The 22055-nt window shown below is 43.3% G+C and carries 16 protein-coding genes and 1 other RNA gene; 15 read left to right on the top strand and 2 right to left on the bottom strand.

Translation table 11 applies throughout. The features are described 5' to 3' along the window. The first annotated feature begins 338 nt into the window (after positions 1 to 338). Both glnA and AAEY72_RS01755 read left to right on the top strand, forming a co-directional pair. Positions 339 to 1748, top strand: a complete 1410-nt coding sequence (gene glnA, locus AAEY72_RS01760) for a type I glutamate--ammonia ligase (RefSeq protein ID WP_010201934.1) — start codon at positions 339 to 341, stop codon at positions 1746 to 1748. A 203-nt stretch (positions 1749 to 1951) separates the two neighbouring features. After that, a complete protein-coding gene (locus tag AAEY72_RS01755; RefSeq protein ID WP_352309224.1) occupies positions 1952 to 2716 on the top strand; it encodes a DUF4124 domain-containing protein in 765 nt (254 codons plus the stop codon). Positions 2717 to 2856: 140 nt separating this feature from the next. Here AAEY72_RS01755 and AAEY72_RS01750 read toward each other — a convergent pair whose 3' ends face one another. Further along, entirely contained in the window at positions 2857 to 3573 is a 717-nt protein-coding gene (locus AAEY72_RS01750) for an SIMPL domain-containing protein (protein WP_189581806.1), read from the bottom strand. Positions 3574 to 3829: 256 nt separating this feature from the next. Between AAEY72_RS01750 and ffs the strand changes: the two genes are divergently transcribed. The 12 genes from ffs to msrA all read left to right on the top strand — a co-directional run bounded on the left by ffs (position 3830) and on the right by msrA (position 19996). Then, an RNA gene (gene ffs / locus AAEY72_RS01745) (signal recognition particle sRNA small type) lies at positions 3830 to 3926 on the top strand. Positions 3927 to 4180: 254 nt separating this feature from the next. Continuing rightward, entirely contained in the window at positions 4181 to 4777 is a 597-nt protein-coding gene (locus AAEY72_RS01740; RefSeq protein ID WP_010201928.1) for a LemA family protein, read from the top strand. A gap of 40 nt (positions 4778 to 4817) precedes the next feature. Next, positions 4818 to 7637, top strand: a complete 2820-nt coding sequence (locus AAEY72_RS01735; RefSeq protein ID WP_352309223.1) for a M48 family metalloprotease — start codon at positions 4818 to 4820, stop codon at positions 7635 to 7637. Between the two features lie 132 nt (positions 7638 to 7769). After that, on the top strand, positions 7770 to 8630 hold the full coding sequence (locus AAEY72_RS01730) for a hypothetical protein (RefSeq protein ID WP_352309221.1): 861 nt from the start codon (positions 7770 to 7772) through the stop codon (positions 8628 to 8630). A gap of 160 nt (positions 8631 to 8790) precedes the next feature. Next, entirely contained in the window at positions 8791 to 9900 is a 1110-nt protein-coding gene (gene serC / locus AAEY72_RS01725; protein WP_352309220.1) for a 3-phosphoserine/phosphohydroxythreonine transaminase, read from the top strand. A 271-nt stretch (positions 9901 to 10171) separates the two neighbouring features. Further along, entirely contained in the window at positions 10172 to 12004 is a 1833-nt protein-coding gene (locus tag AAEY72_RS01720; RefSeq protein ID WP_352309219.1) for an extracellular solute-binding protein, read from the top strand. Positions 12005 to 12359: 355 nt separating this feature from the next. Continuing rightward, a complete protein-coding gene (gene gloB / locus AAEY72_RS01715; RefSeq protein ID WP_352309218.1) occupies positions 12360 to 13139 on the top strand; it encodes a hydroxyacylglutathione hydrolase in 780 nt (259 codons plus the stop codon). Between the two features lie 107 nt (positions 13140 to 13246). Next, on the top strand, positions 13247 to 14317 hold the full coding sequence (gene yejB / locus AAEY72_RS01710; RefSeq protein ID WP_352309217.1) for a microcin C ABC transporter permease YejB: 1071 nt from the start codon (positions 13247 to 13249) through the stop codon (positions 14315 to 14317). A 50-nt stretch (positions 14318 to 14367) separates the two neighbouring features. Then, positions 14368 to 15399 (top strand): ABC transporter permease, encoded by a 1032-nt coding sequence (locus AAEY72_RS01705; RefSeq protein WP_502945341.1) that lies wholly within the window; start codon positions 14368 to 14370, stop codon positions 15397 to 15399. 7 nt (positions 15400 to 15406) lie between these two features. Continuing rightward, on the top strand, positions 15407 to 17071 hold the full coding sequence (locus tag AAEY72_RS01700; RefSeq protein ID WP_352309376.1) for an ABC transporter ATP-binding protein: 1665 nt from the start codon (positions 15407 to 15409) through the stop codon (positions 17069 to 17071). A gap of 212 nt (positions 17072 to 17283) precedes the next feature. Then, entirely contained in the window at positions 17284 to 18600 is a 1317-nt protein-coding gene (locus AAEY72_RS01695) for an iron-containing alcohol dehydrogenase (RefSeq protein ID WP_352309216.1), read from the top strand. A 181-nt stretch (positions 18601 to 18781) separates the two neighbouring features. Next, positions 18782 to 19996: a peptide-methionine (S)-S-oxide reductase MsrA gene (msrA, locus tag AAEY72_RS01690; protein WP_352309215.1), complete on the top strand. Its 1215-nt coding sequence runs from the start codon at positions 18782 to 18784 to the stop codon at positions 19994 to 19996. 112 nt (positions 19997 to 20108) lie between these two features. Here msrA and folE read toward each other — a convergent pair whose 3' ends face one another. Next, entirely contained in the window at positions 20109 to 20705 is a 597-nt protein-coding gene (gene folE / locus AAEY72_RS01685) for a GTP cyclohydrolase I FolE (protein ID WP_010196233.1), read from the bottom strand. 496 nt (positions 20706 to 21201) lie between these two features. Here folE and AAEY72_RS01680 point away from each other — a divergent pair, with 496 nt between their 5' ends. Next, a complete protein-coding gene (locus tag AAEY72_RS01680) occupies positions 21202 to 22011 on the top strand; it encodes an enoyl-ACP reductase FabI (protein ID WP_352309214.1) in 810 nt (269 codons plus the stop codon). The last annotated feature ends 44 nt before the right edge of the window (positions 22012 to 22055 follow it).

Here is a 22055-nt window from a genome sequence, read left to right as displayed (position 1 = left end):
TTGCAGTTATGCTGTTATGATTATTTGTGACCACAAAGAGACAGGTCTAAAAATAATTATTAACAAGTGCCTGAAGAGTTCAGCATTATGAGTTATATATTGCTAGAATAACGTTAGAATTGACTTGGCGTATTTTTAGACCATTGAGATGACTGTTGGTCTGATTGAAAAAACGCTTTAGATGAGTATCTTGACTAATACGCTGAATAGTGCTGATAATAAGCAGAATATCGTATGCATTATTTCAGTCTCAAAAGCACATCTAACATTCTTGAACAAGAATACTGCACTCATAATTTTAAATCGCAATAACGTGATCAACACAACGGAGACTATTCATGTCGAATAAACTATTAGATCTTATCCAATCCTCTAATGCTAAATGGGTTGACTTTCGCTTCACCGATACACGCGGTAAAGAGCAGCACATCAGCTTCCCAGCGCATAGCGTTGACGAAGATGTGATGGAAGATGGCAAAATGTTCGATGGCTCATCTATCGCTGGCTGGAAAGGTATTGAAGCGTCAGATATGATCTTGCGTCCTGATCCAGAAACGGCTTTTCTAGACCCGTTCTTTGATGCGGTCACTGTTGTGGTCACTTGTGACATCATCGAGCCATCAACGCTACAGGGCTACGATCGTGACCCACGTTCTATCGCTCGCCGCGCTGAAGAGTATTTGAAATCTACTGGTATTGGTGATACTGCCTACTTCGGTCCTGAGCCTGAATTCTTTGTATTTGATGACGTTAAATGGTCAATCGATATGTCTGGCGTTAGTCATAAAATCACTGCTGAAGAAGCAGCATGGTCGACTGGCGAGACTTACGAGTGGGGCAACATGGCGCATCGTCCGCGTGTTAAAGGCGGCTATTTCCCAGTACCACCAATCGATAGCTCACACGATATGCGTGCTGTCATGTGTGAACGCATCGAAGAAATCGTTGGCGAAGGCACAGTTGAAGTGCATCATCATGAAGTTGCTTCTTGCCAGTCTGAGATTGGTGTGGCATTCAACACCATGGTTCGTAAAGCAGATGAAGTTCAGCAATTGAAATATGTTGTTCATAACGTTGCGCATCAGTTTGGCAAAACAGCTACCTTTATGCCTAAGCCAATCGTTGGTGATAACGGTTCAGGTATGCACGTACATATGTCTATCTCAAAAGACGGCGTAAACACATTCTCAGGTGATGAGTATGCGGGTCTGTCTGAAACAGCATTGTATTTCATCGGTGGTATTATCAAGCATGCTCGTGCATTGAACGCCATTACCAACCCATCAACCAACAGCTATAAGCGCCTAGTGCCGCATTATGAAGCACCTATTAAACTTGCTTATTCAGCGTCTAACCGTTCAGCGTCTATTCGTATTCCACACGTGAGCAGCCCTAAAGCGGTACGTGTTGAAGCCCGTTTCCCTGATCCAACGGCTAACCCATATCTAGCGTTTGCTGCATTGTTGATGGCTGGCCTTGACGGTATCCAGAACAAGATGCATCCAGGTGAAGCCGCTGACAAAAACTTATATGACTTGCCACCAGAAGAAGAAGCACAAATCCCAACGGTTGCAGAAAGCTTAGATGTAGCGTTACAAGCGTTGCGTGACGATCATGACTTCTTATTAAAAGGTGATGTATTCACTGAAGACATGCTAGAAGCGTTTATTGCTTTGAAAGAAGAAGAAGTACAACGTCTGAATGTGACTGTACATCCTGTTGAATTTGACATGTATTACAGCTGCTAATTTATAGCGTAGACTCAATATTGTCTTAATGAATAAAAACCAGTTAAGTAACTCTTAGCTGGTTTTTTTATGTCTGCGGATAAAGTGCACAAGATAAATGAATAACATTTCTCCAAAATCACTACTGATTTTAAATTGAAAGTATCGCATAATGGTTACTGTAAAAGTATATTAATAGTAGACACTAATTAGGTTGACTGACTATGATTTCATTATCAAAACTGAATGTTTCGAAAGGCCATGCGAAGGTAGGGCTATTGACGATCACTGCCATAGCCAGTCTCTGTGCGCCTTTAGCAAATGCTGCACCCATTTATAAAGTGGTCGACGAGCAAACAGGTCAGGTGACCTTTACTGATCGCCCGCAAAGCTATGAGCAGCAGGTGGGTAAACAAGTCAGTCAGACGACAGTGACGACAGGTAATGGAACGAGTGGCTCAAATAATAGCACTAGAGATAATCAGACTGCTACGAATGCCACGCAAACCGCCTCTATACCTGCTACCAACGATGCAACGGTCAAAGCACCAATCAACTATCAACTGGCTATCACTGAGCCCAGCGAAGAACGTGCTTATCGGCGTCCAGCGCAAAGTATTAATGTAGCACTACAAATTAAGCCTGCGCTGCAAGCAGGTGATAGTGTCCGTATTTATTTTGACGGCAACGAAGTCGCTCAAGGTCTAAATGCGACGATTGCTACGATAGATGCGTTGCCAGGCGCTCATACGATAACGGCGGTCATTCAAAGCGTGAAAGGTCAAACGCTGCAACAAGCCGCGCGCACGGTTTATGTGATTCAAAACAATACAACTTTGCAAAATAATAAGAAGATTGCAAAACAGCTTTTGGCTTATCAGAATTTACCTTGGCATCAAAAAGTGATGTTAAAACTGCGCCAACAGGACGGTAGTTTACAAAAAGTACAGAGCAATCAATCTATTACCAATAATGCTTTTACTAAATAAGCTGTATAGGTGCTGATTATATTAATAAAACTATTTAAGCTATTTTGTTGTTGAGAATTTAAAAAAGGAGCAGCCACTATGGTAAGTGAGTGCTCCTTTCTTTTTGCTTAATTATCTTACATTGGACGAACTTTGCTCAATTATTTAGTCAGCTCAATGGTACCGTTAGCAGTGACTGATACAGTACTATTACCAGATTCAAAGCTTTGGCTTGGCACTGCCTCGTCTGCCATTCCTGATTTCATGCTCATGGCGCTATACATTGGACGTGGATAGTTGCTACCTGTATTCAGGTTAACATTAACAACGCGGTAGCCACGAGCGTCCCAAGCACGGGTGAGGCTCTTGGCTTGCTGTTGAAAAGCGCGAGAGGCTTCAGTCATTAGCTTTTGCTCTAAAGCATCTTTTTTGGTATCTGAGACACCAAAGTTCAGATTGTCCATAACCAATGTTTCTTGTAAATCAGCAATGAGCTGGCTGGTCGCTGAGAAATCTGTACTCTTCAAATCTATATTTGCCTGACCTGTCCAGCCAATGATTTTGTCGTTTTTGTCATAGCGTGGATAAGTGCGCTGCTGTCCGGTGCTGACAGTGACGCTAGGGTAGCGCTTGGCAATTTTCATAGCATTATTAATGGATGTATTGAGCGTTGTGGCTAGAGTTTTAGAATCTGCTGCCTGTGCTTTTTTGTACAAGCTGGCTCTTACTTCATCGTTTTGGATCTCTTCTTTTACTTCTGTTTGAAACGTTAGCTGGTCATAGCCTGTTGGCTCTGCATGGGCACTACCCATCATTGCGGTCATGAGACAAACCGTACCAGAAGCCAGTGCTGCTTTATTAAGTAAAGTATTTTTCATTATTATCTCCTAAGTTTATTTTAATGGTCTTTATATGAGAAGCTGTACCTCTTATTTTCTAAATATTGATATGTGTGCAACTTCATTCACTAAAATAGCAAAATTTCTGTGAGTTGCTGTGAGAATTTTGTGACCTAAGTTACTGGGCTAAGTTGCTGACTTAAGTTACAGGGTCATTTTCCCGTCTAAAACAAACAGTTTTAAGATAGGGGTTGTAAAATTAAAAAATCCTTGTATAATTTGCATCTGGTGGCTCCATTGGTAGCCTCGCAACATTGTTCTATGAATCCCGCCAGGACCGGAAGGTAGCAACGGTAATAGTTATGATGTGTGCCGAGGATGTGCTGATGGAGTCGCTTTTTTTTGCCTAAAATTTGATATTAGTTTTGACGAAGTATCAAAGACGCTTTTATGATGTATTAAGCCCTTCATTGTAAAGGGCTTTTTTTTGTCCAAAATTTCATTCGATTTACTTTTTAATTTCTTTAATTTCTTTAATTTCTTTAATTTCTTTAATTTCTTTAATTTCAAAGCTTCATTGATTAATATAGGTTAAAATACAATGTATTAACTTTTATTAACATTCTAGACACTCTGGGGTTCGATTATGAAGATGTTTGTTTGGCTATTCATTATTATTGTAGTGTTGGCAGTAGTCTTTGGCATCACGATATTTAATAAGCTGGTACGCGCACGTAACCAAGCAAAGAATGGTTTTGCACAGATAGATGTACAGCTTAAACGTCGTCATGATTTGATTCCTAATTTGGTCGAAACAGCCAAGCGTTATTTGAGCCATGAACAAGAAACACTTACTCGCGTCATCAGTGCGCGTAATCATGCTCAAGAGCTACAAGACTCTAATAAGCATCAGCCAGAATCGCTTGATCATATGGCGCTATTTGCAAAAGCAGAAGGTATGTTGTCTAAAGCGTTGAGTCAGTTTTCTGCTGTCGTTGAAGCATACCCTGAGCTAAAAGCCGATAGTATGATCAAGGAATTAATGGACGAGTTAACCAATACGGAAAATCGTATTGGTTTTGCTCGTCAGCATTATAATGATAGCGTGATGTTTTATAATAACGACCGCGAAATATTCCCCAATAACCTCGTCAGTACGACTTTTGGCTTTCGTCCACTCAGTCCTTTAGTGTTCGAAGATAGAGAAGCGATTGCTCAGGCACCTATTGTCAATATGGGCTGAGGTTTAGATAAATTTGGCGAACTCTAGGCAGCTTAAACTGATGGATTTTTTCGGTGAACAGCGGATACGTACGCGGCGCAGTCTATTCCTTTATGGGCTTTTTTTGCTGATTGTACTTGCTCATATGGCGGTAGGTCTCGTTGTCATGGGGCTACTATTAACTGTATTTACGGGCGGTATATCTCACTGGATATTGGTTCTGGTCATTATCTTGATATTAGGTAGTTTCATTGGTGGTAGTTTCTTAGAGTATCGACGCCTGAGAGCAGGTGGCCGCGCTATTGCTCAGCGAATAGGAGCGGTTAGGCTGTTTATCGATAACAGTCAAGAAGCATGGGAGCACAGCCACGGGGTCGCGCATCAACACGAAACTAAGGAGAAAGTTCGCTATAGCTCACGCCATATAGCAGTGCGTGATGAGCGTGACTTTCCACCAGTCTATCGTCGTTATTGTGAGATTGCTCAGCAGTTAGCGATTGCCTCGGGCTTGAGTACACCGATCTTATATGTATTACCTGATGAGCAGGGTATTAATGGTTTCGTCGCTGGTCGTCATAGCCAAGATATGGTGCTGGTCGTTACCCAAGGCGCGCTAGATAAATTGTCTGATGAGGCGTTGTATGGTCTCATTGGTCATGAATATGGTCATATACTGCATGGTGATGCCCGCTTTAATCTACAGCTGATGGTGATATTGGCAGGTTTGCAAATACTATATGACTGGAGTGATCCAATTTCCAATCACCGTTACTTCGATAGTGATAGCACCTCCCAAAAGTCTCTATCACAGAGACAGGTTGATAATTTTGCACGCAGTACCGAGGCGCAAACCGCCAGTTTTACCACTCATAGTGAGTGGGTCGTTTACTGGCAGCAGCAACCACAACAAAAGCAGCTCTCAGCCAAGCGTCAGTCGAAATGGGTGCAAAATAGACCTGTGATAGATCGTCAAGCACCGCGTAGTGTTTGGACATTGCTATTACATGGCTTGAGCTTCTCTAGTATGGCAAGCGCTCAGTTGATTAAGCACAGCTTCAACCGCCAGCGTGAGCTGCTTGCTGATGCCACTAGCGTGCAATTGACACGTTCGCCGGCGATTGTAGAAACCTTAAAAGCCATCCATCAAGACTCACTTGGCTCGCGTCTATCTGGAATCGCTGATATCAATGGACTCAGTCATTTTTTCTTTGCCAGTAGTGGGGCGGATTTGGGCGATGTGTCATGGTTTGCTACCCATCCAAGCTTGACTGAGCGTATGGGTGCTGTTAATGCTGATGCGTATCATCAATTTTCGGTACAAGTCGCTAAAGACAAACGGATAAATCAGCAAAAAATAAAAGAAATATATGAGCAGCGTCGTTTGGGTGATGTGAGGAAAGTAAAAACAAATAGCCTAAGCATTAATAAAAAAGACAATGCTAATAAACAATCATCCCACGTAGAACTACTCTCTACTCAAGCGTTGGATAGTGGAGTAGTAAAAGAAGAAAAAGGGCTAGATTTTGTTGTAGCAGAAGATCTAATCATTGATGGACGGTTGCAGGTAAAGTCGCAAGATGCTGGCACTTATCAACTATTAAAACCTTGGCAGGCAAAACCTGATAGCGATTTGCCATCGGCAGCGCTCATTAGCATTGATGATATTAAAAAAGTCTCATTGCCACAGTACATTCTTGATCACAGTCATCATCCTTTGGGCGCACAAGCATTGATCGAAGCTGTGATGCTTTGTCATCAGGGTCAAGCTCTAGCAACGATAAGTACTTATGACTTGGCTGACATTTGGTACGAGATTTCTGCTAACAAAACCGATAATAATTCCCAATCGCAAATTTTACCGCATGCCATCGACCATAAATTAATAGAAACCGTGGCGAGTGTTGATCGACGATTGGACAGTGTTCTAATCACGACTGCCATAAAGAACTTGAGTCAGCACGACCTATCAGAAAGCGTGATTGCAGAGCTACGTCTGAAGCATGAGAGCAGTCATAGCAATCAAAGTTACCAGCATTATGTCCAGAAAAAAAAGTGCCGTACGATGTTGTTGCGCTATCAGCAGGGCATATTTGAGTTACTTCAAGGCTGCTTGACGGCTGATTTAAGCCAAAATTTTTCTGATAATATCATCAATGATTCTGCTGATACAGCTAAGTCAGGATTCACTCACTCAGAGAATGCAGTGTCTCAAGTACCATCGATTTTATCGCTATGGCAGGCGCTGCATTTACAGAAACTGTTGCCGATATTGTCTAAAGTTTTAAATGATAAAAGTACAGATAGACAGACTACATGGCAGCAAGCATTGCAGGCTGGCACGGACAGTATCGTTGCTCAGCTTGATCCGTCAGGTCAGGTGTTTGATGGTCTTAGGGCTTCTGATACAACGATGCTTACTTTGTTGGCTTATCGCTTATCGAAAGATGTCAAAGGTCAAATGATATCGATGCTAGATAGCTCGCTATTTGGTTATAATAATAACAGTGTTGCCCACTATATTGTGGATTTGAGACGACATGCGCGCTTGATTGACATTACTTTGACCGAAGTCAGTGATGCAAATTTGCAATGGCTATTATTGACGGCACAAGGTTTGAATAGCGTCCAGCTACTGGCCATCATTGACGCTGTACCTAGCTTTCAAAAATCCACCTCTAGGGTGTCCATCATAGATACTCAGATTGAGGATAATTATCGAGAGAAGCAACAGGATAGCAGTCAAATAGATTATAATGAATATCGGCAATGGCTGAGTACATTGCATACGGTGATGTTACACGATACGATAGTCAGTCAAGATGAGCACGATTGCTTGATACTACTAGCAGAGCATTGGCTAGGCGTTCGGCAGCTTTTCTAATAAATTGAATTGATTGAAGTGCTATGCCTATTCGGCTGACAAAGAGCGAGATGTTTGAAACGCTTTTTCAACGTTATTTTTAGCATTAAAAATCTGTAAACCCATTTAAGATAAGTAGGATAGTAGAGTCGAATGAGTGATATCCAAGACCCGCTAATTGTATTGCAACATCGTATGCAGCAGCGTCAAATTTTAGCAATGATGGGTATCAATCAATGGGTACAGCCAAGCTCAGCCACTATAAATATGGCAGATATCTCTGCGCCTATTATTCCTGATCCTACAGATGATACTAGCACTCAGGCTGTGCCATCTGATATAAACATCGAACAACCAAGTATAGAACAGCAAGGTAATGCTGCTGCGAACGTTGATATGTCGAATATAGCATTTGCTGATTCTGTATCAGCGGCCATCGATGATGACGCCACGCGTAACTATTATCATGATACTAATGATATAGGATTAGCACAACCCGACGCACAAAGCCCCGTCACCTATAGTTTTGATACTAGTGTCAAAGCTGTAGGTGACGTACCTGTCAAATCCCTCGTAGACGAAATAACTCACCAAACCACAGCCGCTATCGGGCAAAGTCCTATTGCTCATATAAATAGTGATGATAACTTTAAAAAAGTCACACCATTTGATTTGCAAGGTGGTCGCTATGGCTATTGGGTGATTTTGGTTGATATTCAAGCACTTAATAATGACAGTCAAAAGCTATGGAAAAATATCACTGAATCGCTATCAATCACTTGTGAGACAACGTCCTTTCCTATCTGTGAAGGTATGGATACTGCTGAGCTTGCCAATGCCAGTCTTGCTGGATATGTCTTTAAGATTGGTCGTAGCGAGGAGATAAAAGTAGCAGCATTAACCGCATTGCCTGAAGGGCTTGAGCATCCTCACTTTACGACTGTGCCCACGTTAGAGGAAATGCTTGCTGATAGCAGCTTAAAGCGGCAGCTTTGGGAGAAATTGTCTGCTTAAGCCATCTGCCCAATTACCCATTGGTATTTTGGCAAGTTATTTGTATAAATAAAAACATGAGCAAATAAAGACAACTAAAATCACTTTTAAAATAATTTTGATAGGCAACTTTTACGCTCCGACAAACAACGATGATTTCATCATATTTAGGATAATGATTATGACTACCCAAGCTGCTCCTAACCGTGTACCTAATTTTTCAGCGGGACCTGCTACGATACCAACTGCCGTATTATCACGCGCTCAAGAAGAGTTGCTCGATTGGCAAGGACGCGGACTGTCGGTCATGGAAGTAAGTCATCGCAGTAAAGAGTATCTGGCGATTACTGAAAAAGCTGAGTCTAAATTGCGTTCGTTGATGGACATTCCAGATAATTATAAGGTGCTGTTTCTACAAGGCGGCGCTAGCTTACAGTTTTCAGCGATTCCACTAAACCTATTAAACGGTGGGCGCGCAGATTATTTAACGACAGGTGCTTGGTCAGGTAAAGCAGTCAAAGAAGCAGCGCGCTATGCCAAACTAGGTCTTGGCGAGACTAATGTGGTTGCAACAGGCAAAGAAAGCAACTTTACCGATGTACCTGATCAAAGCGATTGGAATCTGAGTGAAGATGCAGCTTACTTCCATTACTGCGCCAATGAAACGATTCATGGCTTGCAGATATTTGAGCCACCAACCGTTGATGCACCAATTATCGTTGATATGTCTTCTTGCATTTTGTCACAGCCAATTGACGTCTCAAAATTTGGGATGATTTACGCGGGTGCGCAAAAAAATATCGGTCCAGCAGGACTTGTCATTGTGATTATCCGTGACGACTTGTTAGGGCAGGCAAGTGAGTGGTGTCCGCTGCTAATGAATTATGAGCATCAAGCTGACAAAGAGTCTATGTCAAACACGCCAGCGACGTATTCTTGGTACTTGGCGGGATTGGTATTTGAGTGGTTAGAAGAGCAGGGTGGCGTTGCTGCTATCGGCAAAATCAATCAGCAAAAAGCAGACCTGCTCTACAAAACGATTGATGACAGCAGTTTTTATAACAATCCAGTTGCGTCTAAGTATCGCTCTATCATGAATGTGCCTTTTACTTTAGCAGACAGTAGCCTTGATAAAGTATTCTTAGAAGAGTCAGAAAAAGCAGGCTTACTGCATCTAAAAGGTCATCGTGATGTCGGCGGTATGCGTGCCAGTATCTACAATGCTGTACCGCTTGAGTGGGTACAAAAACTGGTCGACTTTATGATTGCATTTGAAAAAAAACACGCTTAAGTCAGCATGGGTTTGAGGAAAAAGACGCAACTTTATGAGCTGCGTCTTTTTTTATGAGAATTATTATTGTTTTAGGGCAAATGATGCGCTATACCTAACACTGCAAACTATTAGGTTAAAAAACCTAAGTTTGTTATGATAAAATTTTCAGCTGTTGTGATAACTTATGTTTTTGTTTGCTTCTCATTTAAGCTGCGATGAGTTTTCAGTCATTAGGTAAATTCTCTATACATCCATTTGGTTTAGCAGAGGGGTTTGTTATAACTTTATTATGATAAAAAATACCATGCTAAAAACCGTCTTGTTAGTGGCAATGGCGAGTTGGATACCAGCCAGTATGGCGACACCAATTACCATTACTGCGCTTGCACATAACAGCACTGCTGAATATGTTAATTCGCCTTATATGCCCTATGCCAATCCAAACGCGCCGACAGGGGGTACGCTCTCGCTCGATGCACGTGGCACCTTTAATGCTGCCAATAAATGGATGACCACGGGCGTGGCGATGATTGGTACCGATTACCTATATGATACTTTGATGACAGGCTCACTAAATGAAGCTTTTACGATGTATCCGCAGCTGGCAAGCAAGGTAACGTATGATCCTGATGACACCAGTTGGATTGTATATCACCTCAATCCTGCCGCCCGCTTTTGGGATGGATCACCGGTAACCAGTCGCGATGTCAAAGCGACTTATGAGGCGATATTAAATAAAGGCCCGATGTACATTCGCAGTTATCTAAGTGATATCAAAGACATTCAAGTCATTGATGATCAGCAAGTCAAATTTGTCTTTGCTTCTACTGAGAACAAGGAAATCTTACTGACGGTTGGACAGTTTCCTATCTTTGCCAAATCCTCTATCGATGCTGATTTTGAAAAGATAAGCTTAACGCCATTGATGGGTAGTGGGCCTTATAAGCTAGGTCGGGTCGATGCAGGGCGTTCGGTGAGCTATGTACGTGATCCCAATTATTGGGGACGTGATCTGATGGTCAACCGTGGTCGTTATAACTTTGATATGATTAAGTTTGTCTACTATCAAAGCGATGAGATTGCTTTTGAAGGTTTCAAGTCTGGTCAATATCGCTTCCGCCCTGAGAACAAAGCCTCTAATTGGGCAACGGGTTATAATTTTCCAGCAGTAAAAGCGGGTCTCATTAATAAAGAAACGATCACCAGTCAAAACCCAGTACCGATGCAAGCCTTGGTCATGAATATGCGCCGCCCAATCTTTCAGGACATTAGAGTTCGTCAAGCACTGACCGCCGCTTATGACTTTGAATGGATGAATAAGACCTTATTTCATGGGCAGTATGAGCGCTTGCAGAGCTTTTTTCATGGCTCAGAGCTGGCGGCAACGGGTACGCCGTCTAGCCAAGAAATGCAGGTATTAACGCCTTTATTGTCTAAGCTTGAGCCGATTCAACGTAAAGCCGTATTAGCAGAATGGCAGCTGCCCACCAGTGATGGTAACGGCTTTAACCGTGAAGGGTTACTAAAAGCGCGGCAGCTTTTGTTAGATGCTGGGTTTTATTATAACGATATGAAGTTATATCAGCCTAATGGATCGCTTGCTCAGATTGAGATTTTGATGACAGGCGAGACCATGGGTCGGGTGTTGTTACCTTATATTCGTAACCTAAAACGCTTAGGATTTGATGCGACTTTGCGCCAAGTCGATGGGCCACAATATTATGAGCGTATGCGACGTTTCGATTATGATATGGTTGTCGATGTATTTGCCCAAAGTCTGTCTCCTGGTGCTGAGCAAGCAGCATTTTGGGGCAGCGCTGCTGCCGATGAGCCTGGCAATCATAATACGGTTGGTATGAAAAATGCCGCTATCGACGAAGTGGTAGCAGCGTTGGGCGGCGCTGAAAATCGTGAAGAGATTGTGTTGTATACTCAGGTACTTGATCGCTTGCTACGCGCAGGGCATTATTTAGTGCCGCTATATGGGAAATCTGGCACCAATGTCGCCTATTGGGATCAATATCGTCATACTAAAAAACTGCCAACCAATGCCGTCGGTATTGATTACTGGTGGGTTGATAAAGAAGCAGAAGCACGCGTCAATCAGTATTTAAAACAATAAATGATATGACGCTTAGGGTCTGTTGAACATTCAAATATTAGGACTGCTGATCGCTAAAATCGCATCAAACTAGGCGTAAACCGACGATAATGTCGAGACCTTAGCTAGGTTTACAACAACGTTTGGGGTGATTTTAGCATCAGCCTTTCAGGGCAGGGCTATTTTTTGCCAATACATGGCGAAATTGTCTACCCTAGAATGACTAGGCGTCAAAAATTTCACTGCGTATTGTCTAAAAAATAGCCACTGCCAGTACCACATTTGAATGTTCAACAGACCATAATCTTAAAATTTTATTTTAAAAAGATTGATAAAAGGTATTTGCAATAAAGACAATCATCTGTAAGGACTTAATATGAGTATCCGTATTCACCCAATTAAAGCATTTAGCGACAACTATATTTGGACATTAATCAATGAAAACAATAAGCAAGCGATTGTCATTGATCCCGGTCAAGCTGAACCTGTCGTTGGCTATCTAGAAGATAACCAGCTAGAACTTACCTCGATTTGGACGACTCATCATCACCACGACCATACTGGGGGCGTCGCAGAGTTGCAAGAATCCTACCCGATGACGCATTTAGTCGCACATAGTGAACATACAGTTGATGAGGATCAAACGATAAAAGACGGTAGTACAGTCAGTGCGTGGGGCTGCTCTGCACAAGTTTGGGATATATCAGGGCATACCGCCAGCCATATGGCTTATATCTTGGATATTGATGGACAAAAACATTGCTTCTGTGGGGATACTTTATTCAGTGGCGGTTGTGGGCGTGTTTTTACTGGTACGATTGAGCAGTTGCATGACAGCTTTAAACGTTTAAATGAACTGCCTGCCGAGACATTGCTATATCCTGCGCACGAGTACACAGCCAGCAATCTACGTTTTGGGCTATCTATTGAGCCTGACAACGAAACGATGCAGCAAGCATTGGCGCAAGCAGAGGCGCAAACTGCACAAGGTGTGCCGACATTACCTGTGACCCTAGAGCATGAGCGTGCAATAAATGTATTTTTACGCACACAAGAACCGAGCGTGATAGCAGGGGTTAAATCCAAAGTGACGATCGATGATGACAAGTCTTTAACGGTATTTGCAGCGCTACGTGAGCTGAAAAACAACTTTTAAAGCCTCATGCATCTTTGATAGCTGTTTTTTAGATCATTGCTTTTTAAATAAGTGTTAGCTGCTCATTTTTCTGTTCCGATATTTGTTTATTTTAGGAAGCTGCCATTATGGGTCGTTATATCTTAAAAAGATTACTGTTGATATTACCGACGCTATTTTTGATATTGCTGGCGAATTTTGTGATTGTGCAAGCGGCACCTGGAGGGCCTGTTGAGCAGCAACTGGCGCTTATCGAGCAAGGTGCAAAAGACAATGCGCTCGGTGGTAATATTGGCGCGGGCAGTGCAGGTGGTAATGACAGCACTTATCAAGGGACGCGTGGTCTCTCTGAGGAAATGGTTGCTGCGATCAATGCCCAATATGGCTTTGACAAGTCTGCCCCCGAGCGATTTTGGCTTATGCTAAAAAACTACGCCCAACTGGATTTTGGTGAGTCGTTTTTTAAAGGCCAATCGGTGACTGATCTCATCATAGAAAAGCTACCAGTCTCAATCTCGCTTGGGCTTTGGAGCACGCTGCTGATTTATATGATAGCCATTCCGCTTGGAGTCTATAAAGCCATGCATCATGGCTCAGGGATTGATAAAGTCACTGCCATGCTGCTTGCTATCGGACATGCGATACCCGTGTTTGTATTTGCAGTAATTTTACTAGTGTTTTTTGCTGGTGGGAGCTACTGGAATCTTTTTCCGCTACAGGGGCTAACGTCGGAAAACTTTGACCAATTAAGCACCCTTGGTAAAGTGAAAGATTATTTTTGGCATTTGGCCTTACCGCTGTTGGCAAGTACGGTTGGTGGGTTTGCTGGCTTGACCTATCTAACCAAATTCAGTTTTTTGGAAGAGTTGGGCAAGCAATACGTACTTACTGCACGTGCCAAAGGCTTGGGTGAGCGTCAAGTGCTATACGGACATGTGTTTCGTAATGCCATGCTGATTATTATCGCCGGTATTCCAGCTGCTATCGTTGGGATTTTCTTTGCGGGTAACTTTTTGATTGAGATTATCTTTAAGCTTGATGGCTTGGGCTTGTTAGGTTTCGAAGCCATTCAACAGCGCGATTATCCAGTGATATTCGGCACGCTATTTATCTTCACGTTAGTGGGACTGCTATTACAGTTGATCAGTGATTTGAGTTATCACTTAATCGATCCTCGTATTGATTTTGAGGGGCGCTAATGTCAAGTCATCCATTACCTTCAACGCCTTCGTCTGCATCTCCTGTCTCTATGCCAAAAAAACGTCGGCTGAACCCTATCTGGCAAGCACGCCTAAACCGCTTTCGCCAAAATAGGCTTGGGGTGGTATCACTGTTTGTTTTTGCGGTGATATTTGTCATTTGTATGGCGGCTAATGTCATCGCTAATGACAAGCCGCTGCTGGTGCAATATGAAGGCGACTATTACTTTCCTGTATTAAAGGCCTATCCTGAAACGACGTTTGGCGGTGTGTTCGAGACCGAAACCAATTACAAAGATCCTGCGGTGCAAACGCTGATTGATGAGCAAGGGTTTTATGTGATGCCGCCTATTCCGTTTGCCGATCAGACGCCGAATGTTGAGTTGGGTCTGCCTTATCCAGCAGCACCAAACGCTCAGAATTGGCTTGGCACTGATGACATGGGGCGTGATGTGCTGGCGCGGATACTTTATGGTATGCGGGTATCGTTATTGTTCGGTCTGGCACTGACGCTCGCGGGCGCATTAATTGGTATTATCGTCGGTGCAATACAAGGCTATTATGGTGGCTGGGTGGATCTAGCAGGGCAGCGCTTCATGGAAGTGTGGGGCGGTATGCCTCAACTGTTTATGATTATTATTTTGGTTAGCTTATTCAGCCCCAGTATTACGATGTTATTTGGGTTAATGCTGTTATTTGGCTGGATGGGTCTGGTTGGTTTGGTGCGGGCAGAGTTTTTGCGCGCCCGTAATTTTGACTATGTGCGAGCCGCGCGCAATCTTGGGGTGTCGGACAGTCAGATTATGCTAAGACATATCTTGCCCAATGCCTTAGCCTCAAGCTTGTCGCAGTTGCCTTTTATCTTAACGGCCAATATTATTGCTTTGACCGCGCTGGACTTTTTGGGATATGGATTGCCGCCCGGCTCGCCGTCTCTAGGTGAGCTGATGGTGCAAGGGAAAAACAACCTCGATGCGCCTTGGCTGGCTTTGTCAGGCTTCTTTAGTTTGACCTTTATCTTGTCATTGCTCATCTTTGTAGGCGAAGCGCTGCGTGATGCGTTTGATCCGAGGCGCTCTTGATATGACCATGATTAATAAAAAAAATAGCACGTCGAATGAAAAGCTCGACCGTGTACAAGATAAGCTCATGTTGACAGTAGATAAGCTAAGTATCAGGACGGCTACAGGCGTCCAACTGGTCGACGAGTTATCTTATGAGCTGCGGCAAGGGCAAACCTTGGCCATCGTTGGTGAGTCGGGATCTGGCAAATCGATTGCCAGTCTTGCGCTATTAGGTCTGCTACCAGATAATTTAACCATCACGGGTGCGGTTCAGCTGGCAGGCACAGCAGGCATGTCTACATTACCGGTAGCCAATGACAAAGGGCGTAATGCTGCACTACGACCTATTCGTGGACAGCGTATTGGCATGGTCTTTCAAGAACCGATGACCGCATTGAATCCATTACATACGGTCGCCAAACAGATCGCCGAATCACTGCGTCTAAGCGGCGTACCAAAAAAGCAATGGCGAGCAACCAGCATCGCTTTGCTAGATGATGTCAATATCACCGATCCTGCTGACAAGTTGAACCGTTATCCACATGAGCTATCAGGTGGTCAGCGTCAGCGAGTAATGATTGCCATGGCATTAGCTCAGCAGCCTGATATCTTAATTGCCGATGAGCCGACTACAGCGCTTGATGTCACTTTGCAGCACGAGATTTTAGCACTATTAGATGATCTTAAGCGCCAGCATGATATGGCAATGATATTAATCAGTCATGATCTTAATTTAGTCAGGCGTTACAGTGATGAAGTCGTCGTCATGCGCCAAGGCCAAACGATTGAACAGGGGCAAACATCAGCGGTATTTAGTCAGCCTAAAGCGGAATATACGCGTACGCTTATTCAGCAAGACTTTGGTCAAGCCTTAACTTTAGTCGATGATAATGCAGATAAGCAATCAAGCGTACTAGAAGTGAAGAATCTGAAAGTACAGTTCCCGATTGAAAAAAGCCTATTCGGTGGTACAAAACGCTGGTTCGATGCGGTAAAAAATGTCGATATGACGTTACAAAAAGGACAGGCGCTGGGCATCGTCGGTGAGTCTGGCTCTGGCAAAACCACCATCGCACTCGCACTCAGTCAATTACTGAGCAACCAAGCACGTGTGGATGGGCAGATAGTCGTCAATGGGCAAGACCTCTCAGCATTGTCCAAGAGCGAGCTGCGTAAGTTCCGCTCACAGATTCAGATGGTGTTTCAAGACCCATTTGCCAGTATCAATCCACGCATGACAGTTATGCAAATTATTGAAGAAGGGCTATTGGTACAAGGCGTGGACAAGGTCGCGCGCCAGCAGGCGGTCATGGAGAGTCTGGCTACTGTGCATTTGCCGGCGGATTTTGTGCAGCGTTACCCGCATGAGCTGTCAGGTGGACAACGTCAACGCGTTGCATTGGCGCGCGCATTGATTATGAAGCCGAGCCTGCTCATATTGGATGAGCCTACCTCGGCGCTGGACAGTACCACGCAGGTAACAGTGGTCAGCTTATTACGTGAAATCCAAGAAAAGCTGCAAATCAGCTATGTTTTTATCAGTCATGATTTAAAAGTAGTACGCGCACTGTGTCAGCACATTATGGTATTAAAAGAAGGCACATGCGTGGAGTATGGTCACACCGAAAGTATATTTAATAACCCACAGCATCCATATGCTCAGCAGTTATTAAAAGCGAGTACCACTTAACAGGAACTAAAAACGGCTCAAAAATCAGAACATACCAGTTCATAATAATAGCGACATCCTAAAAAATGCAGTGGTACAATAAGTTTAGACACTCGTTTGCTCTATCGATATATTTTCGTGACCCATATATTTACCTGTTTTGGCATCGCTTATCGTTAGCGGATCAAAATGGTCATCATTGCCATTAAAGCATTATTAAAAAAGGATTTTTTATGCCCAGTAAAAAGCAAAGCAGTCTTTCTAAATTAGTAAATAACAATCCATTACAGCACGCTGGTTACTTGGCGGTTGCCAAAACGCGCGCCAAAGTGCTAAAGGCCTTTTCTTATGTGATACCGATAAGAAGACCGATGCTATTCGTCGGTGAGACTGCCTGTGATGAGATATGTGATATGCTCATTAACGAAGGCAGTACTAATGTATTTATCGTCACTGATGCAGTGTTAAATAAACTTGGTATACCTGCCAAAGTCACCGATTATTTAGATAGTAAAAACATCAGCTACCAGCTCTATGATGGTATCACGCCAGACCCTACTTTTAAGGTCGTCGAAGAAGGACTACGCAAATCAGTTGATGCTAAGTGTGACTCGATACTCGCCATCGGTGGCGGTTCAGTCATTGACGCGGCTAAGATGATTGCGATGTCGCAGGGTAATAACTGTAAACCTAGACAACTTATCGGTATTCTCAAAGCAAGAAAACCTTCTATGCCATTGTATTGCATTCCTACTACCGCGGGTACAGGCTCAGAGGCAACGCTTGGTGCAGTGGTATCAGACGATAAAACCCATCAAAAAGCCTTGTCTATCGACCCAAGAATGGTGCCATTAGCTGCAGCTATAGACCCAGTTATTATGAAAGGTATGCCCGCGCACATCACAGCGGATACTGGTATCGATGTATTGACACACGCGCTCGAAGCGTGGATGAGCGTAAACGCAAGTGTAGAAACGGATTACTATGCGGCCTCAGCTGTCAAATCAGTCATGCAGTATCTACCAATGGCCTATAAAGATGGTGGCGATCTAAAGGCACGAGAAGAGATGGGTATCGCAGCTCACTACGGTGGTATTGCCTTTAACAAAGCAGGCCTAGGTTATGTTCATGCTATTGCTCACCAGTTAGGGGCATATTATAGTATTCCTCATGGTCGCGCGAATGCCATCGTTTTGCCTTATGTGCTGGACCTAAATCGTAAAGCGAGTGAAAAACGACTGGCAGAATTGGCAAAGAAGACAGGCATGGTCAAACATGGTCAAGCCAGCAGTGGCAACGGTGCGATAGCAGATAACTTAATCGCCCAAGTACGAGAGTTGATCAAAAGTTTAAGCATTGATCCAACGGTTAAAGGCATGAAAACCAGTGATTTTGACAGTATTGCTAAAGCTGCTGCAAAAGAAGTCAGCGATACTTATGCAGTTCCGACTTATATGCCAGCGTCTGGTATCAAGGAAATCTTGACCAAGATTATGCAAGCCAGTGAAGGTCGTTCTGGTGAAAATAAAAGTAGCGATAAAGCAGCATAGACTATTGTAGTCTGCTTATAATCATCGACTGATAAATTAAAAAAGTCTATTACCATAAGGTAGTAGACTTTTTTATGCAAAATAATTGGACGTGCTGTACATATATATATAACAATATAGGAATACTTTGGTGAGACCTAGAGGTTATGATAGTTAAATAAAATCCTTTTAGGAGATAGTTATGAATCGTATATTACCGTCTAAAGTCATTGGGTTAGTGATCATGGCGAGCAGTGTTTTTTATGCAGGCTGTGCCTCGACCGAAACCAGCCCCACTGTGAAAGACACTACTGCTGCTAACCCTTATGCACCGACAACCCCAGGATTGGCAGTGGCTACGGTTGCTGGTGGGTGTTTTTGGTGTGTGGAAGCAGGCTATGAGAAAATACCTGGTGTGGTAGAAGTAGTGTCTGGCTATACAGGTGGCAGTGCTGAAAATCCAACCTATAAAGAGGTATCAGCAGGTGGTACAGGTCATACGGAAGCGGCGCAAGTATACTATGATCCTAAGAAGATTACTTATAACGGTATAGTACAGGCGCTATGGAGAATCGCTGATCCAACTGATAATAAAGGTCAATATGTGGATCGAGGCACACAATATCGCCCCGCTATTTTCTATAATAATGCCCAAGAAAAGCAGATAGCAGAAGCTGCCAAGCAATCATTGCAAGACTCTGGTGTATATGAAAAACCAGTAGTGATTGAGATTGTTCCTGCCAGTACCTTTTATCCGGCAGAAGAGTATCATCAGGACTATTACAAAAAGAATCCGCTACGCTATAAGGCTTATACTTTTAATTCTGGTCGATACCAGTTTATCGAAAGCGTCTATGGCAAAGATTATGAGCTAGATTTTAACCAGTTCAAACCCACTGCTAGTAGCGTACAGCAACTAACATCAAATAAGTCATCAACCACTAAAGCAAGTGTTGGCTTCAATCCAAAGACATTTGTGAAGCCAACACAGGAAACGCTGAAAAACTCGCTCAGTGACATTCAGTACAAAGTCACTCAAAAAGAGGGTACTGAGCGCGCATTTGATAACGAATATTGGGACAATAAAGCACCAGGGCTATACGTCGATGCGATATCGGGCGAGCCACTGTATTCTTCTCGTGATCAGTTTAAGTCTGGCACAGGCTGGCCTAGTTTTATCCGTCCGTTGAGCGCTGACGTGGTCGTCGAAAAAGAAGACCGTGGTATTTTTTCAACCCGTACCGAAATTCGCAGTCGCTACGCTGACTCGCACGTGGGTCATGTATTTGACGATGGTCCAGCCCCAACGGGCAAACGCTATTGCATGAACTCAGCGGCAATGCGCTTTATTCCACTAGCCGAGATGGAAGCCGCTGGTTATGGCAACTGGGTAGATGATGTAAAACCAGTTAGCTAAGGCTGGTTTAATACGCGCTAACAGTATTTTTGTTTTAAAAATATCTAGATTGCATAAAAAAGGACACTTGATAAGTGTCCTTTTTTTATGTTTAATATTCTAAAATACCACTTTAAAATGCCGGTTGGCGCTTAGGTACAGCACCCAAAAACTCATTTCGTGCTTGATTATCATGAACATATTCGCCCAGCATTGCTGTGCTTCGTGTGGTTGAATGCTGCTTATTGACACCGCGCATCATCATACACATATGCGATGCATCCATCACCACGGCTACACCGCGGCAGCCCGTCACGTCCATAATGGTCTGTGCCACTTGTTCACTTAAATTTTCTTGAATTTGTAAACGACGGGCAAACATATCTACGATACGCGCAAACTTTGACAGTCCTAATACTTGTCCATTCGGTAGGTAGCCAATATGTGCAACCCCATGAAAAGGAAGCATATGATGCTCACATAACGAATAAAACTCAATGTTCTGCACCAGCACCAGCTCGCGGTTGGTCGATGGGAATACTGCGTCATTGACCACTTCATCTAAGCTTTGATGATAGCCTTGGGTTAAATGAGCAAAGGCCTTTGCCGCCCGAATAGGCGTATCTTGCAATCCAGGACGATCTAAGTCTTCGCCAGTTGATTCAATCAGTTGGCGATAAGATTCGGTACTTTCTTTATAATCTGGGGTTATGATGGGAGTGTTACTCATAGGTTTGGCAGCCATCCAAAATGTGGGTGTAGCTTAACGTTGAATCCTATCATGTAAGGATTCTTATAAAAATTATGCAAGCTGGGAAGGGCTGTGATTATACTCGAAATCTGCTTAACTTCATACTGCTGTGGCGAGCAGTTAAGCGTTTAATCGCAAGAGGGGTGCCGATTGTGCCATCGAAACCACAATGGCAATTGTGTTTGATGGCTGAATTTTTGAAAATAAGCAGTAAAAAGATAACGGTATATGGGTTTTATTATCAATGTTGCCTGTTAAAATATGCCGACCATCATTACGGGTCAGCATCATATTTTGATATAACTGTATTTGAATAACGGCACTCAAGTACAGTTTACGACTGTTTACTTAAATCAATTCATGTATAATGGGCCATCTTCTGGTTTACATTTTTTATCACTTGCTACTTCTCACTTAAAAACTCTAAATAAATATCGATTCTAGATAATTTCTATCGATTCAAAAAGGAAATATTATGCTACTTCAAGGACAAAGATTCGTCGTCACTGGCATCGCAAGTAAGCTTTCTATAGCCTGGGCTATCGCAGAAGCGTTACACCGTGAAGGGGCTTCGCTAATTCTGACGTACCCAAATGACAAAATTAAAAAACGCGTTGATATGGCGGCTGAAAAATTCGAAGCAGATTTAGTACTGGAGTGTGATGTTGCCTCTGATGAGTCTATTGCTGCTTGCTTTGAGCAAGTGACTGCCCATTGGGGTGATGGTATTGATGGCGTGGTACACGCTATTGGTTTTGCGCCGATGGATCAGCTGAACGGGGATTTTGTTAGCGCCACGACGCGTGAAGGCAGTCATATCGCCCATGATATATCGAGCTACAGTTTTGTCGCTTTGGCTAAAGAAGCTCGTGAATTATTAGCAATGCGCCATGGCTCTATGTTGACATTGACTTACGAAGGCAGTATTTCAGTATTGCCAAACTACAATGTCATGGGTATGGCAAAAGCCAGTCTTGAAGCCAGTGTCCGTTATCTAGCGACCTCTATGGGCGGTGAAGGCATACGTGTTAATGCTATATCTGCAGGACCTATTCGCACACTTGCTGCCAGCGGTATTAAGTCTTTCCGCAAGATGCTCGATATCAGCGAAAAAATCGCACCACTGCAGCGTAACGTCAGTCAAACAGAAGTAGGCAACGCGGCCTTGTTTTTACTATCGCCTTGGGCATCAGGTATCACTGGTGAGATTATGTTCGTTGATGCTGGATTTAATACTGTCGCCATCAGTGAGCAGCTCATGATGCTTGATGATCCACAGCAGTAATTATTCAAAAAGTCTTAATTGGCATTTATTGTGTTTTATGAATT

This window comes from Psychrobacter sp. W2-37-MNA-CIBAN-0211 (assembly GCF_040309405.1).
Classification (GTDB): Bacteria; Pseudomonadota; Gammaproteobacteria; order Pseudomonadales; family Moraxellaceae; genus Psychrobacter; species Psychrobacter glaciei.
Note: the sequence above shows the minus strand (reverse complement) of the source record. Positions and strands in the feature narration are given on the sequence as shown.